Annotated in this window: 12 protein-coding genes; 8 read left to right on the top strand and 4 right to left on the bottom strand. The window is 62.9% G+C overall.

Going from position 1 to position 14,387, the window contains the following annotated elements; translation table 11 throughout:
• Window positions 1–26 precede the first annotated feature (26 nt).
• Window positions 27–1,316, bottom strand: a complete 1,290-nt coding sequence (locus QMX97_RS28570; protein ID WP_282398007.1) for an MFS transporter — start codon at window positions 1,314–1,316, stop codon at window positions 27–29.
• Window positions 1,317–1,501: 185 nt separating this feature from the next.
• On the opposite strand from QMX97_RS28570, the gene QMX97_RS28565 reads away from it, so the two are divergent.
• The 4 genes from QMX97_RS28565 (at window position 1,502) to QMX97_RS28550 (ending at window position 6,752) form a co-directional block, all read left to right on the top strand.
• Entirely contained in the window at window positions 1,502–2,920 is a 1,419-nt protein-coding gene (locus tag QMX97_RS28565) for a TIGR00366 family protein (RefSeq protein ID WP_065900417.1), read from the top strand.
• A 169-nt stretch (window positions 2,921–3,089) separates the two neighbouring features.
• Complete coding sequence (gene acpA / locus QMX97_RS28560; RefSeq protein ID WP_213554145.1) at window positions 3,090–4,790, top strand: acid phosphatase; 1,701 nt, start codon at window positions 3,090–3,092, stop codon at window positions 4,788–4,790.
• A 121-nt stretch (window positions 4,791–4,911) separates the two neighbouring features.
• Window positions 4,912–6,081 carry a hypothetical protein gene (locus tag QMX97_RS28555; RefSeq protein WP_282398006.1) on the top strand — a complete coding sequence of 390 codons (1,170 nt, stop codon included), beginning with the start codon at window positions 4,912–4,914 and terminating at the stop codon, window positions 6,079–6,081.
• Between the two features lie 146 nt (window positions 6,082–6,227).
• Entirely contained in the window at window positions 6,228–6,752 is a 525-nt protein-coding gene (locus tag QMX97_RS28550) for an SET domain-containing protein-lysine N-methyltransferase (RefSeq protein ID WP_282398005.1), read from the top strand.
• Here the strand turns inward: QMX97_RS28550 and can are convergent.
• The gene (gene can / locus QMX97_RS28545) at window positions 6,749–7,393 is read right to left on the bottom strand and encodes a carbonate dehydratase (RefSeq protein ID WP_025856499.1); all 645 of its coding nucleotides are present in this window, start codon (window positions 7,391–7,393) and stop codon (window positions 6,749–6,751) included. The genes QMX97_RS28550 and can overlap by 4 nt on opposite strands.
• A gap of 153 nt (window positions 7,394–7,546) precedes the next feature.
• On the opposite strand from can, the gene QMX97_RS28540 reads away from it, so the two are divergent.
• Window positions 7,547–7,951 (top strand): serine kinase/phosphatase, encoded by a 405-nt coding sequence (locus QMX97_RS28540; protein WP_106805246.1) that lies wholly within the window; start codon window positions 7,547–7,549, stop codon window positions 7,949–7,951.
• An 81-nt stretch (window positions 7,952–8,032) separates the two neighbouring features.
• On the opposite strand, the gene rimI is transcribed toward QMX97_RS28540, so the two are convergent.
• Together rimI and QMX97_RS28530 are read right to left on the bottom strand one after the other, a co-directional pair.
• Window positions 8,033–8,485, bottom strand: coding sequence for a ribosomal protein S18-alanine N-acetyltransferase (rimI, locus tag QMX97_RS28535; RefSeq protein ID WP_003188286.1), 453 nt, complete (start codon window positions 8,483–8,485; stop codon window positions 8,033–8,035).
• Window positions 8,478–9,221, bottom strand: a complete 744-nt coding sequence (locus QMX97_RS28530; protein WP_213554182.1) for an energy transducer TonB — start codon at window positions 9,219–9,221, stop codon at window positions 8,478–8,480. The genes rimI and QMX97_RS28530 overlap by 8 nt, the downstream gene beginning before the upstream one ends.
• A gap of 187 nt (window positions 9,222–9,408) precedes the next feature.
• On the opposite strand from QMX97_RS28530, the gene mksB reads away from it, so the two are divergent.
• From mksB to mksF, 3 genes are read left to right on the top strand one after another with little or no spacing between them, the layout of a single operon-like run.
• On the top strand, window positions 9,409–10,701 hold the full coding sequence (mksB, locus tag QMX97_RS28525) for an Mks condensin complex protein MksB (protein WP_065900405.1): 1,293 nt from the start codon (window positions 9,409–9,411) through the stop codon (window positions 10,699–10,701).
• Window positions 10,691–11,398, top strand: a complete 708-nt coding sequence (gene mksE / locus QMX97_RS28520) for an Mks condensin complex protein MksE (RefSeq protein WP_012722059.1) — start codon at window positions 10,691–10,693, stop codon at window positions 11,396–11,398. The genes mksB and mksE overlap by 11 nt, the downstream gene beginning before the upstream one ends.
• On the top strand, window positions 11,395–14,235 hold the full coding sequence (gene mksF, locus QMX97_RS28515; protein ID WP_065900401.1) for an Mks condensin complex protein MksF: 2,841 nt from the start codon (window positions 11,395–11,397) through the stop codon (window positions 14,233–14,235). The genes mksE and mksF overlap by 4 nt, the downstream gene beginning before the upstream one ends.
• The last annotated feature ends 152 nt before the right edge of the window (window positions 14,236–14,387 follow it).

Raw genomic sequence — 14,387 nt, 5'->3', positions numbered from 1 at the left:
CTGGTGGCGTGGGCTGGGAGTTGTTTTTATGAGCCTGGGGGGTGGCGCTTCCCGAACAGCGCCACACTTCCCACCCCCACCGCGCCCATCACCACGCAATACCCCACGCAAATCCACGGGCTGGTCGGCATCAGCGCAATCAGCAGCAGCGGCGTAGTGCTCGCCCACAGTGCATAGGCGATGTTGTAGGTGAAGGAAATTCCCGACACCCGCACCGGCGCCGGAAACAGCCCGACCATCACCGACGGCACCGCGCCCACCACCCCGCAACTCAAGCCCGCCACGGCGTAGGCCGCACCGAGCCACACGCCCCCGTTGATCAGGCTGGCGTAGAGCAGCGCGACCCCCAGCGGCAGCAACACGCTGTAGACCCGCACCGCGCGCCAGGCGCCAATGCGGTCCACCAGCAGGCCGGCGAGGATGCAGCCGATGTTCAGGAAGACGATGCCCAGCGCGCTCAAGGCGAAGGTGTGGCTAGGGCTCATGCCAAAGGTTTTCTGCATCATGGTCGGGGTGATGACGACCAGCACGACCACCGCCGAGGTGAGCACGCAGGTGAGGACCATCGCCGGCAGCAGCACGGCGCGATGGTCGCGCAATACCGTGCGCAGCGGCAGTTCGGCAGCCGCGTGGCGACGGGCCTGCATTTCGAGGAATACCGGGGTTTCACTCAGCCAGCGGCGCAGCCACACGCCGATCACGCCGAACACACCGCCGAGCAGGAAGGGAAAACGCCAGGCGTAGTCGAGGATTTCGACCGGGGTGAAGACTTGCGCCAGCAGCGTCGCGGTCAGCGCGCCGAGCAGGTAGCCAAAGGTCAGGCCGGCCTGCAGGAAGCCCAAGGCGTAGCCGCGATGGTGCGGCGGCGCGTGCTCGGCGACGAACGTCCAGGCGCTGGGTACTTCACCGCCGACCGCGGCACCTTGCAGCACCCGCAGCACCAGCAGGATCAGCGGCGCGAAATAACCGATTTGCGCATAGGTGGGCATGATCCCGATCAGCAGGCAGGGCAAGGCCATCATCAGGATGCTCAGGCTGAACACGCGCTTGCGCCCCAGGTGGTCGGCAAAGTGCGCCATCAGGATGCCGCCCAGCGGGCGTGCCAGGTAGCCGGTGACGAAGATCCCGAAGCTTTGCAGCAGGCGCAGCCACTCGGGCATTTCCGGCGGGAAAAACAGCTGGCTCAGGGTCAGCGCGAAGAATACGAAGATGATGAAGTCGTAGATTTCCAGCGCGCCACCGAGGGCGGCCAGGCCCAGGGTTTTGTAGTCGGAGCGGGAAAAACGCTGCGCCTGTGGAGAAAAGGTGGCAGTCATGTGATGGCTCGGCAGACAAACAAAATGGCGTGCAGGTTATGAGCTGGGCCGGATGATGGCAATCGCGGCAGATATATTTGTTTTCCTCATGGATCGATGAAGATAACTGCATTCCCATATGAATGGCCGTAGCGGAACATGCCGTAAAACTGCCAACACCATAATAAATACAAGAGGAAAGACTCGTGGCCGATGCTATCGAAGAAAGCCGCTATGCCCGATTTGCCCTGCGTTGTTCCAATTTCGCCGAACGCTGGTTCCCCGACTCCTGGGTGTTCGCCGCCCTCGCCGTGATCATCGTCGCCGTAGCGACCCTGGGCATGGGCGCCGCGCCGACCGAGGCCGCCAAGGCCTTTGGTGATGGGTTCTGGAGCCTGATTCCGTTCACCATGCAGATGGCCTTCGTGGTGATCGGCGGCTACGTGGTTGCCAGCTCGCCGCCGGCGGTCAAGCTGATCGACCGCCTGGCGCGCATCCCGAAGAACGGCCGCTCCGCCGTGGCCTGGGTGGCGTTGATTTCGATGGTGGCGTCGCTGCTCAACTGGGGCCTGTCCCTGGTGTTCGGCGGTTTGCTGGTGCGCGCACTGGCGCGTCGTACGGACTTGCGCATGGACTACCGCGCAGCCGGTGCGGCGGCCTATCTGGGCCTGGGCGCGGTGTGGGCGCTGGGGCTGTCGTCGTCGGCCGCACAACTGCAGGCCAACCCGGCCAGCTTGCCGCCGTCGATCCTGTCGATCACCGGGATGATCCCGTTCACCGAGACCATCTTCCTGTGGCAATCCGGCGTGTTGCTGCTGGCGCTGATCGTGGTCTCGCTGATCATCGCCTACGCCACCGCCCCGGGCCCGAACAGCGCGCGTGACGCCAAGGCCTGCGGCGTCGACCCGGCCTTCAACCTGCCCAAGCCGCAGCCTCCCACTCGCCCGGGCGAATGGCTCGAACACAGCCCACTCCTGACCATCCTGCTGGCGCTGCTGGCGGCCGGCTGGCTGTTCCATGAATTCTCGACCAAACCGGCGATCAGCGCGATCTCGGGGCTGAACACCTACAACTTCCTGTTCATCATGGTCGGCGCCCTGCTGCACTGGCGCCCGCGCAGCTTCCTCGACGCAGTGGCCCGCGCCGTGCCGACCACCACCGGGGTGCTGATCCAATTCCCGCTGTACGGCTCGATCGCCGCCCTGATGACGGTGGTCAAGGGCGGCGACGGCCAGACCCTGGCGCACCATATCTCGACTTTCTTCACCTCCATCGCCTCCCATGACACCTACGCCCTGCTGATGGGCGTGTACTCGGCGGTGCTGGGCTTCTTCATCCCGTCGGGCGGCGGCAAGTGGATCATCGAAGCGCCCTACGTGATGCAAGTGGCCAATGACTTGCAATACCACCTGGGCTGGTCGGTGCAGATCTACAACGCGGCCGAGGCGCTGCCGAACCTGATCAACCCGTTCTACATGCTGCCGCTGCTCGGGGTATTGGGGCTGAAAGCGCGAGACTTGATCGGCTTTTCGTTCGTGCAACTGCTGGTACACACGCCGCTGGTGTTGTTCCTGCTATGGGCGCTCGGGACGACACTGAAATATCTCCCCCCCGTCATGCCGTAGGTCACAGCTTCAAGCTTCAAGCTTCAAGCCTCAAGCCGCAAGCCTCACGCTGGTAGCTTGTAGCTTGTAGCTTGTAGCTTGTAGCTTGCAGCTGCCTTAATTCCGTCACATTGCGTTGCTACCGTCCTGCGAAATATCTTGCAACAATCTCCAGCAAGGACTCCCCGCAATGAGTGACGAGCACGAAGACCGCCCTGCCCCAGATTCCGCAGCCCAACCGCCGGTAGACACCAGCCGCCGGCGCTTCCTAGGGGGCGCGGCGGTATTGGGGGTCGGCGCGACCTTGAGTGCTTGTGGCAATACCGGCGAAGCCCCGGGCAAGCCGGTGACGCGGCCACTGACCCCGCAGGAGTTGGATAAGGCGTTGCGCGACCAAGTGAAAACCGTGGTGGTGATCTACGCCGAGAACCGCAGCTTCAACAACCTGTTTGCGGATTTCCCCGGCCTGGAGAAGCCGCTGTCGGCCCTTTCCGCCGCCCAATACCAGCAGCGCGATCGCGATGGCAACCTGCTGACCACCCTGCCCCCAGCTTGGGGCGGCGTGCTGCAAGTCGGCCCGCAAAGCGTGGACGGGGTGACTTATCCCAACGAGGTACAGTTCCAGGAAAACCTGCCCAACGCGCCGTTCGCCCTCAAGGGTCCGAACGCCGAGGACCTGCCCCTGAGCCTGGTCACCCGCGACTTGTGGCACGTGTTCTACCAGAACCAGATGCAGATCAACGGCGGCAAGAATGACGGTTTCGTCGCCTGGGGCGATTCCGGCGGCCTGGTGATGGGCCATTACGCGCAGAGCCGCTATTCCCTGCGCCTCTGGGACGTGGCCAAGGAGTTCGTGCTCTGCGATAACTTCTTCCAGGGCGCGTTCGGCGGCTCGTTCCTCAACCACCAATACCTGATCAGCGCGACTGCGCCGTTTTATCCAAATGCCGCGCAATCGGTGGCCAAGGCGCAGATTGCCACGCTGCAAAGCGAGGATCCCACCGACCCGCGCCTCAAGCCGCTGGACAAGTCCCCGGCCAGCGCCATGACCGGCCCGCCGCAGTTCGGCCCCAGTGCGCTGACGCCGGACGGCTACGGCGTGAACACCCTGGCTCCGCCCTACTGGCCGACCTGGATCCGCGACCCGGAAAACCCGGACTATTCCAAACCCGACCTGCCCAACGTGCTGGTGCCGCAAACCCACGAGCACATCGGCGACAAGCTGTCGAAAAAGAACATCGACTGGGCCTGGTACGCCGGCGCCTGGCAGGCCACGCTGGAGCAGTTCAAGGATTCGGGCGGCATTCCGAAAATCCCCAATTTCCAGTACCACCACCAGCCGTTCAACTACTTCAAGCAGCAAGGCCCCGAGCACCGCGCAGAGCGTGACAAGCGTCTGCGTGACGGTGGCTTGGGCGATGAGTCCAGCACCAACAAGTTCTTCGCCGACGCCCAGGCGGGCAAGCTGCCGGCCGTGAGTTTCTACAAGCCCCAGGGCAACCTGAATATGCACGCCGGCTATGCCGACGTGGCCTCGGGCGACCGGCATATCGCCCGTGCGTTGAAGGTGCTGCAGGAAAGCCCACAGTGGAAAAACATGGTGGTCGTGGTGACGGTCGATGAAAACGGCGGCTGGTGGGACCACGTGGCGCCGCCCAAGGGCGACCGCTGGGGCCCGGGCACGCGGATTCCAGCACTGGTGGTCTCGCCTTTTGCACGCAAAGGCACGGTCGACCATACGGTCTACGACACCGCGTCGATCCTGCGGCTGATTACGCGGGTTTTCCAGTTGGAGACGCTCGACGGTCTCAAGCAGCGTGATGACGCGATGATCGCCCGCGGCCAGAAACCCATGGGTGACTTGAGCAATGCGTTGCAGTTCAACGTGTAGGTGTCTTATCCAATAGCGACACGCCTGACGATTTAGCACGCGTTTTCCTGGTCAGCCGCTACTGTTTGGAGGGTGGGCTTTCATCCCGCGCAGACGGGCCTTCGCTGACAAGGAATCAAGCATGTTTAAACCGACCAGGCTGTCCTGCACCCTGGCCGCACTGCTGGCGAGTGCGGTCGTACAGGCTGATATCGAGGTACCACTGGGCAGCACGCAACGCGTCACCCAGTTGTTCGCCTTCCCCAACAATTGCAACGTGATCTGCTTTCGGCCATGGACGCTGGAGCAGACCGTGGAGCATTACCTGAACCAGAGCCTGCAGCGTGACGGTTACAGTCGCGCCAAGGTCAGCGTGAAGACCCATGACGACCAGCTCTCGGCCACCTTCAGCGGTGTGCCCGACGACTATGGCAAGCCACTCACCGCGCTGCTCGACACCGCCGACCTCGCCTACCAGGGCGCCAGCAAGCTCAACAGCGACGGCAAGTGGGCCTACAACTGGTACCTGTTCCTGCCGCTGGGCATGGCCCTGGAAAAGCGCAAGAGCATCGAGTTGCTGCATTTCCCTCCGGATTACTCGCTGACCCAGGCCCAGGACTACCTGGAGTCGGCCACCTCCGACCGCTGGGCCACGTTGCTCACCGACAATGGCGTGCCGGCCGGCGAAACCCCGGCCTACCAGACCATCATCGATATCGCGCCCATTGCAGCCCCGTCCACGGCGGGCAAGGACCTGGAAAACGTCTATGGCTACTTCACCGACTACCAGACGCGCATGGTCCGGGAGCTGAGCCTGCCGGCCAACGGCTCGTTACCGATGGTGGCGTTCGGTTCGCCGGTGCGCGCCTGGATCAAGCAGCAATACGGGCCGTCCGTGGCGGTACTGGGCCTTGTGCAGATCAGCCCGGCCGCAGGCAGGAGTGTCTCGGTACTGGGCGCCAATCACCCGAGTTACATCTGGTATGCGGCGGACCCCGCCAGCTATGACGGCAATGAACAGAAAGCCGATGAAGCCGGCCTGACGGTGATGGGCCAGGACCTGAGCGCAGCCTGCTGGCAGGCCGGGATGGGCCAGAAACCGGCGAGTGATCCCAATGTGCTGCTCAAGGCCTGCATGAACACGTGGCAGGTCACGCGTAAGGAGCAGACGTGCGAGCTGTTCTATACCTCGGTGCGCAACCTGTCGCCGGAAAAGGCGAATGCCAAATGCGCCACGCCCGCGATCAAAGCCCAGCTCAGGCAGCTGAAGAATGCCGCCCCCGCCCCGGAAATCAGCGTCCCCGCCCTATAAAGCGCACAAAAAAAATCCGCTGGCTACTGTCAGGTTTGACAGTAGCCAGCGGATCGATCTTCGGCGAATCTTGTGCCGCCCCCATCTGCTGCAAGACTGGTAGTCAGCCACCATCCGCAGGTCCATGCAGCCCACCAAGGAGAGTCATGAAAACTCAGGCCATGGATAAGGCTAAAACGGCTGCAAATGACTGCCTGTACCCCTTCAAGACACTGCTCGTTGAGCAAGGCTATCCGTCGTACCGGCATTTCCAGGTCATGCAGGGTAGCGACAGTACCGGCAGCGGGGTCAAGGCACGCATCGCGTTTGACGGCCGCATGCGAATTGCCCAGGTCTCCGGCTACGCCGTGAGCGAGCGGCGCCCGCACACGTTGCAACTGTCGCCGCGCATCCATTTATTCGACTGCTGGTTCTGCGGCCTGCTCAGGCACTCGTGCAATCCGAATGTGTTTTTCGACACCACCTATCTGGAACTCTGGACCGTACAGCCCATAGGCGCCGGCACCCCGTTGACCCTGGATTACGCCAGTACCGAAGATGCGTTGTTCCGGCAGTTCAAGTGCCATTGCGGCGAACTGAACTGCCGGGGCTGGATCACCGGTCGCGACGAACCCCTGAATGCCGAGGGCCAGCAGTTCATGGTGCAGTGGCGCGAGCGCAAACGGCCTTAGGCTTCGCCCAAGGGGCGCAGGCGATACTGCGGCGGCAGTTGCTCGAAACCACTGATGGTGGTGTTCAGGCTCTTCCAGCGGCCGTCCTTGATGCCATAGATGCAGCCATGGATCGACAGGCTCTGCCCACGGTGCCAGGCATTTTGCACAATGCTGGTGTGGCCGACGTTGGCGACTTGCTGGATCACGTTGAGCTCGCACAGACGGTCGACGCGCTCCTCTTCGGTGGGCAACTGCGCCAGCACGTCACGGTTTTCGTAGTAGAGGTCGCGAATGGTGCGCAACCAGCCATCGATCAGGCCGAACTGGCGGTCCTGCATCGAGGCGCGCACGCCGCCGCAGCCATAGTGGCCAGTGACGAGAATGTGTTTGACCTTGAGTACGTCAACGGCGTACTGGATCACCGACAGGCAATTGAGGTCTGTGTGCAGCACCACGTTGGCCACGTTGCGGTGCACAAACAGATCGCCCGGCAGCATGCCGACGATCTCGTTGGCCGGTACGCGGGCGTCGGAGCAGCCGATCCACAGGTATTCCGGGGTCTGCTGGCGGGCGAGCTTGGCGAAGAATTCGGGATCTTCCTGTTTGATCGCATCCGCCCAGCGTTCATTGTTATCAAGCAGGTCTTGTAGTTCGTTCATCAGGGAAAGCCTCAGGAATGATGCGCAGCTTTGACAGACGACCGCTCGTCCGGGTCACGCCGCCGCGAAAGAATACCGATTGCCAATTAGCTTGAATCTTTAGCGAACGACGCCTGTCCACACACTATAAGCCCCACAGCATGAGGATTGGCCATGACTGAATCACGACGTCCCTACGGCGCTACGCAGCCGGAACCGATTGATGACAACGAAGACCGCATGGGCGAGATGCGCGAGCTGGACTTTGACCAGGAAGAGCCGACGGCGGAGATCGGCGAGGAAATCCCCCGCCGTGAGCGTGAGCACCTGATGCCCGACGAACGGGTGCGCGAGGCCGGGTTGACCGGGGCTTCAACCGATGATCATGAGTCGACGGACGATGACATGAGCCCGGAAACGCTGATCCATGAGGACGGAGCGCGGGATGCCCAGGAAGCCGGCGAAGGTGAGCAGGCGGATTGGGACCTGAGCATCGTCGATGAAGACGAGATTGGCGGCGGCAATGGCCTGGATGAGGCTGAGCTGGCGGATATCGATCCGGTAGACGGCAACCGCTGATACCCCGTCAACCTGCAGGAGCCCGGCTTACCGTCGAGGGCGTCGTTGAGATCGCCATCGCCGGCAGGCCGGGCTCTTGCATCAATCGACCAGGGTGCAGGCCATCACGACCGCATCTTCACGGCCACCCACGGCGGGGTAATAGTCCCGACGACGGCCGATTTCATTGAAGCCATAGCGTTCATACAGGCGAAACGCGCCGGTATTGCTGTCGCGCACTTCCAGGAAACATTCGCGGGCATTGGCGGCATAGGCGCGGGACATCAGGTGTTCCAGCAGCGCCAGGCCGAGGCCACGCCCCTGGTTTTCCGGCTTGACGGTGATGTTCAGCAAATGCGCCTCATCGAGGATGATCTGCACCACGCCGTGGCCCACCTGCTGCTCGCCTTCGAACATCAGCCAGATCTGGTACTTGCCCAGCCCGTCGAGAAAGATCCCGCGGGTCCAGGGATGGCTGAACGCCGCGTATTCGATTTTCAGCACGGCGTCGAGGTCAGCCTCGGTCATCGGGCGGAAGGATAAAGCCTCACTCATCGGTTGTTTTCCAGCGCGCCATCAGCCGGCGCATGGCTTGCCAGACATCAGCCTTACGCTGTGGCTCTTCCATTAATAATTCCAGGCCCGGCAGGGCCCACACCGAGCCCAGGCCTTCGACCTGCAGCTCGCGGTACCAGGACTCGGCATTCGCCTCGCCGGCAAATCGTACGGCGGGCAGGCCGATCAGCCACAGGCACACGCAGGGTTCATCCTCCAGGCGCGCCGAGACAAAGCCCTGGACAAAATCCCGCGCGGCTTCCGGGCCCTGGTCCATGGTGCCGCGTACCAACAGCGGCCAGCGCACCGGATCGCCGACGATCTGCGGACTGTCGGGCAGGCCGGCGGCGCGCAGCATGTCCTTGAGCAGCATGTAGGCAGGATCGCGCGTCTGGAAACGCTCGCCGGTGGGCAATTCCACCAGCAGCAGGCAACGCCCGGCGCGCAGCAATTGCAGGGCAAAACGCGGCGGCGGCACCACCGCAGCCTTGACCACCGGCGCGGCTTCTTCGGCCACCACCGGCTTGGCCACCGTTGACGGGCGTGGCACTTCGATCTTGGCCCGCTCGACCGCCGGACGCGCCTCGGGAGCGGGCTTGACCACCGCGACCGGCGCGGCAGCCTCCTCGCCGGACGCTTCCAAGGCCTCATAGGGCTCGAACGCCTCCAGCAGCTCGGGCCGCGACGGCGCGGCAAACGGCAGTTCGGTGCGGGGCAGCCAATTGACCACCTGCATGGCGGTCAAGTAAGCGCGACGTCGGGACTCGATAAGCACAGCTCGGCCACTTGTGGATAAGTTAAGAGCGGGGATTCTACCGCTGTTCGGTAACAATCGCCCACTGCGCACTGACCGGCTGTGGATAAATCCCGCGTCCGATGCAGTACAATCGCGACTTTTAATCGCCAACCAGCCGGCCATTCCCATGATCGAACCCAAGCGCGTCCTGCGCGCCCTCGCCGAACACTGGGCCTTACTCGAGCCACTGTGCGAACACTTCGACCAAGGCACCCTGAGCCTCGGCGAGCTGCGCGCGCAACTGGCCGCCCAACAACTGGACAGCACGCCCCAGGACATCACCAGCCTGCTGGACGTGTGGATTCGCCTGGATATCCTGGTGCCTGTCGCCAAGAGCCCGAACCGTTTCGAGCTCAACGCCCAGATCCATGACTTCCTCGCCTATCTTCGCAAGGAGCACCGGCTTGGCCTGTGCCTGGAAATCGAAGCCTACCTGCGCCACCTCGAGCGCCTGGCCGGTTACATCCAGGACGCCTTCGACATCCGTGATGGCCATGACCTGGCCCGCCAACTGCGCCTGCTGGATATGCGCGTGCGCGACGTGCTGAAAAAACTCGCCAACGACGAACAGGCCCTCGCCGCCGTGGCCGACCGCGCCAAGACCAGCGACCGGCAGATCCCGTTGCGCCAGCGCTACGCCGAAGTACTGGCGACCTGGGACGAATACGTCGAACCGATGATCCAACTGGTGAACGCCGACGGCGCCTTCGAACAAGGCGTGCGCAAGGTCGAGAACGTGCTGCTGCGCATGCTCACCGAGCAGCAGCGCCTCGGCCACCTGGTGGACGACGACATGCTGCTGCGCACCCACGCGCGCATCCTCGAAATGCAGACCAGCGCCCAGCTGACCTTGCGCCATGCCCGCGAGCTGCTGCTGCCGCTCCGCGAAGAAGCGCGCCGGCACAACGCCGTGACCCGTGGCGCGGCGCTGGCCTTGTCGGCCATCCGCCGCAAGGGCCTGGATGCCGTGCCGCAGGCGGCGATGCCGATGTTTACCCGGCCGCAAAGCACCTTCCTCGGCAGCGCCAGCCAGGTCGAGGCCTATGTGTATGCCCTGGCGAATTTCGAGCCGAAACCGGCGCGTTTCCCCAAGGCGCACAAATCCCACAAGGGCGACGCCCAGCGTGCACCACGTACGGTCAAGGAAATGCTCGAGCGCTGCGAAGACGCGCTGCCGATGCCGGACCTGATGACCTGGCTGCTGGAGCAGGAACCGGACGGCGCCACCGACGAATTGCTGTACTGGTTCTCACGCCTGTCCCGCGAAAAACGCTTCAAGCGCGAACGCCTGGAACGCCGCGATTACCACACGCACGAGCACCAGGTCAGCCTGCGCTCATTCGCCCTGCTCCCGGCCACGCCCGACGCCGCCGAGAACTCTGCGAGCACCGCTAATGTAAGGACTTCGCATGCATCTTGATCTATCCGAACTGTCCCAGCTGGCGCCGATCTTCCGCGAGCTGTTCAAGGGTTACCACGTCAGCCGCCGCGACCCGGAACTGTACGCGCAACTGTCGAACTTCCAGGACCAGTACCGCACGCTGTTCAAGGCCCTGGGCTTTGAGCTGGTGTGTGACACCCGTGGTTTCTACTACTTCGTGCCGGATTCGGCGATTGCCAGCGCACAGGTCAACAAGACTGCCCAGCGCCTGGCGTTGTTCACCTTCATCATCGTCGAGCACCTGGCCGACCAGGGCCGCGACCCGATTGCCGTGCTCGACGGTGGCAGCCTCGGCCGCGATGAGCTGCCATCGCTGCTGGAGAAGTACCGCGACCTGTTTATCCAGGCCGAAGTGCAGACCCAGGAAGAACTCGAAGAAAAAATCATGCGCCGCATGACCCAGCTGGGTTTTGCCAGCGAAGACAACGGTATCTATCGCTTCCTGCCGCCGATGCACCGCTTCCTCGATGTGTGCCTGTCGGTGCAACAGGACCGCGACCTCGCCGCCAGCGTGCACAGCGTGTTGCCGCTGCCGGCACCGGTGATCATCGACGAAGACAGCGATGAAAAACTGCTGAAGACCGATGACCCGCTGGACCTCAGCGACTTTGCCGACGAAAGCGAAGAAGACGCCCTGGCCCGCGCCATTGCCGAAGAACAGGAGACCGATGCATGAGCAAGGAACGCTACGGCATCCGCCGCTTTGCCCTATTGAACACCGCCGGCTACAGCTTGGGCCTGTTCCCGCTGGAAGAGCCGCTGTCGGTGTATGGCGCGAACAACCTGGGTAAATCCGCCTCGATCAACGCCCTGCAGTTCCCGATCCTGGCGCGCATGTCGGACATGAGTTTCGGCAAGTACACCCTGGAACAATCGCGGCGCTTTTACTTCGCCACCGACACCAGCTACATCCTCGTGGAAGTGTCGCTGCCCCACGGCCCTCACGTGATCGGCGTGGTCGGGCGCGGTCCGGGTGGCGGTTTCGGTCACCAGTTCTTTGCCTATGCCGGCAAGCTCGACCTGGCGCATTACCAGAAGAACGATACCTGCCTGCGCCAGAAAGAGCTGTTCACCAACCTTGAGCGCGAAGGCCTGAAAGCCTACGAACTCAAGCCGGATGAACTGCGCCGTTTGCTGGTCGGCGGACATACGTCGATCCCGCTGGACCTGACCTTGATCCCGCTGCGCTCCACCAGCGAGCAGAGCCTGAAGACCTTCCGCGCGCTGTTTATCAACCTGCTGCACATGCGCGAAATCACCGCGGCCAAGCTCAAGCAGCTATTTCTCGATGCATTCGAACACAGCTTGCGTTCGGGCAGCGTGGACTACATTGCAGCGTGCGAAGAAGCCTTCCGCGACGTGCGACGCATGGAACAGGACTACCACTCGCTGGTGGCCGCCGGCCCGCTGGTCGAGGCGCTCTCCAATGGCGTGAAACAGCGCGACATCCTGCGCGGCAAGCTGCATCGGCTGTCGCCGCTGCTGGACTCGCTGCTGGGCACCTGGTCGGACTACGCCAGTGCACGCAAGGAAGAGCTGACGATCCAGGCCGAACACTACCGCAACGAGCAGGATGCGCTGCAGAACGACCAGCGTGGCGGCACCCAGGAGCTGATGCGCCTGGAGCGCGAGATCAGCGGCATCCAGCGCTGGCTGGGTGAGCTGTCGGTGCTCAAGCATCGCTTCGCCCTGGTGGATGACGTGAAGGTGCTCGAGCAGCAACTGCTGGCGGCCAAGGATGCTCACGACGAACTGGCGGGCGCCCTTGCGCAGTCGCGGCAGTTCAGCGCCGAAGACCTCGACGAGCGCTTGCGCGACCTGGAAAAACGCCTGAAGTCGGTCAAGCAGCAGCTCGATCATGCGGACAACAACAGCTACGCCAAACTGCGCGAAGAATTCTCACAGCAGGATGTCGAGCGCCTGATGCGCCTGTTCAACAGTTCGTTGTTCAGCCTGCCATTGGGTGAGCATGGCATCACGCTGGACGAGGACGGGCAGTGGGTCAAATCCCTGGAGCTGATCCTCGATGGCTTTAAGGGCGAGCGCTTCGAAGTGCCGGGCCTGTCCATCGACATCTCGCACATCGAGCCACCGGCCTTGCAGGCCCTGGCGGATCGCGCGGCATTGCGCGACCAGAAAGAGCGCCTGGAAAAAGAACTCAAGCAACTCAAGACCCAGCAGGCCGTAGCCTCTGACCGCGCCGCGAGCAAGACTCAGACCGAGGCGCTGTATCAGCAGGTGCTGGACGCGCAGAAGGCGCTGGAAGACTTCCGCCGCGCGCAAACCCTGAGCGCCGAAGAAGACGAGAAACTGGAAAGCCTGGCGCAGATGGAAGCCGCGCAGGATGAGCTCAAGCGCTCCAGTGATGCCTTCACCGAGCGTGTCCAGCAACTGTCGGCCAAGCTGCAACTGGTCGGCCGGCAGATCGGTGATATGGAAGCCAAGCAACGCACCCTCGACGACGCACTGCGCCGCCGCCAGCTGTTGCCAGCGGACTTGCCATTCGGCACGCCGTTCATGGACCCGGTCGACGACTCCATGGACAACCTGCTGCCGCTGCTCAATGACTATCAGGACAGCTGGCAAGGCCTGCTGCGCGCTGATGGCCAGATCGAAGCGCTGTACGCCCAGGTGCGCCTCAAGGGCGTGGCCAAGTTCGACAGCGAGGATGACGTCGAGCGTCGCCTGCAACTGCTGATCAACGCCTATGCCCACCGCACCGACGAAGCCCTGACCCTGGGCAAGGCCCGCCGTGCGGCGGTGACCGACATCGCGCGGACCTTGCGCAATATCCGCAGTGACTACGACAGCCTGGAACACCAGCTGGCGCTGTTCAACCGCGAGATCAACAAGCGCCAGGTGTCCAACCTGCAAAGCTTTCGCATCGTGCTGGCGCCGAACAAGGAAGCCCTCAAGCATATCGACCAGATCATCCACAGTGCCGGTCAGTATGAAGAAGGCGAGACCCTGTCGGTGTTCGACCTCAGCCAGAGCGCCGAGCAGGACAACAAGAACGAAGAGGCCAAGGAGTACCTGGCCCGCCTGGTGGCCGCCAACCATAACCAGCTGGGCCTCAAGGACCTGTTCGAACTGGCGTTCGAGATCACCAAGGTGCATGGCCAGCCGGTGATCCACACCGACATCGACGGCGCGGCATCCAACGGCACCACCATGACCATCAAGGCGCTGACCAACATGTACTTGTTGCTGCACTTGATGGACCGTGACCAGGCCGGGCGCGTGCGCTTGCCGTACTACCTCGACGAGGCCGCGGATATCGATGAAAAGAACCAGGCGGCGCTGCTCGAAACCAGTCTGCAATTGGGCTTTGTGCCGATCCTCGCCAGTGTGAAACCGCAAGTGTCTGCGCAAGTAGCGATCGACCTGGAAGGCGGCAGCGGGCCGAATGGGATCTACATTGATGAGGCGGACTGGAAGTACATCCGTCGTCACGATGTGGTGAAGGCGACGGTGAATGTGCAGGCGGACGAGCCGGAGCTGGATGAAGTCTGATCGGCTGCAGTGAAATGCAAAAAGGCCGCGATCTTATGGATCGCGGCCTTTTTTTTGGTGTTGTTGAGGGCCTCATCGCGGGCAAGCCCGGCTCCCACATTCGAGCGCATTCCTACAGGAAAACCCGGTCAACTGTGGGAGCCGGGCTTGCC

The organism is Pseudomonas sp. PS01298 (assembly GCF_029959745.1).
GTDB lineage: Bacteria > Pseudomonadota > Gammaproteobacteria > Pseudomonadales > Pseudomonadaceae > Aquipseudomonas > Aquipseudomonas aylmerensis.
This window is presented reverse-complemented; position numbering and strand designations above follow the sequence as displayed.

Coding starts and splice junctions, on each gene's coding strand:
- QMX97_RS28570 (WP_282398007.1), bottom strand. CDS start 1,316: ATGACTGCCACCTTTTCTCCACAGGCGCAGCGTTTTTCCCGCTCCGAC.
- acpA (WP_213554145.1), top strand. CDS start 3,090: ATGAGTGACGAGCACGAAGACCGCCCTGCCCCAGATTCCGCAGCCCAA.
- QMX97_RS28555 (WP_282398006.1), top strand. CDS start 4,912: ATGTTTAAACCGACCAGGCTGTCCTGCACCCTGGCCGCACTGCTGGCG.
- QMX97_RS28550 (WP_282398005.1), top strand. CDS start 6,228: ATGAAAACTCAGGCCATGGATAAGGCTAAAACGGCTGCAAATGACTGC.
- can (WP_025856499.1), bottom strand. CDS start 7,393: ATGAACGAACTACAAGACCTGCTTGATAACAATGAACGCTGGGCGGAT.
- QMX97_RS28540 (WP_106805246.1), top strand. CDS start 7,547: ATGACTGAATCACGACGTCCCTACGGCGCTACGCAGCCGGAACCGATT.
- rimI (WP_003188286.1), bottom strand. CDS start 8,485: ATGAGTGAGGCTTTATCCTTCCGCCCGATGACCGAGGCTGACCTCGAC.
- QMX97_RS28530 (WP_213554182.1), bottom strand. CDS start 9,221: ATGCAGGTGGTCAATTGGCTGCCCCGCACCGAACTGCCGTTTGCCGCG.
- mksB (WP_065900405.1), top strand. CDS start 9,409: ATGATCGAACCCAAGCGCGTCCTGCGCGCCCTCGCCGAACACTGGGCC.
- mksE (WP_012722059.1), top strand. CDS start 10,691: ATGCATCTTGATCTATCCGAACTGTCCCAGCTGGCGCCGATCTTCCGC.
- mksF (WP_065900401.1), top strand. CDS start 11,395: ATGAGCAAGGAACGCTACGGCATCCGCCGCTTTGCCCTATTGAACACC.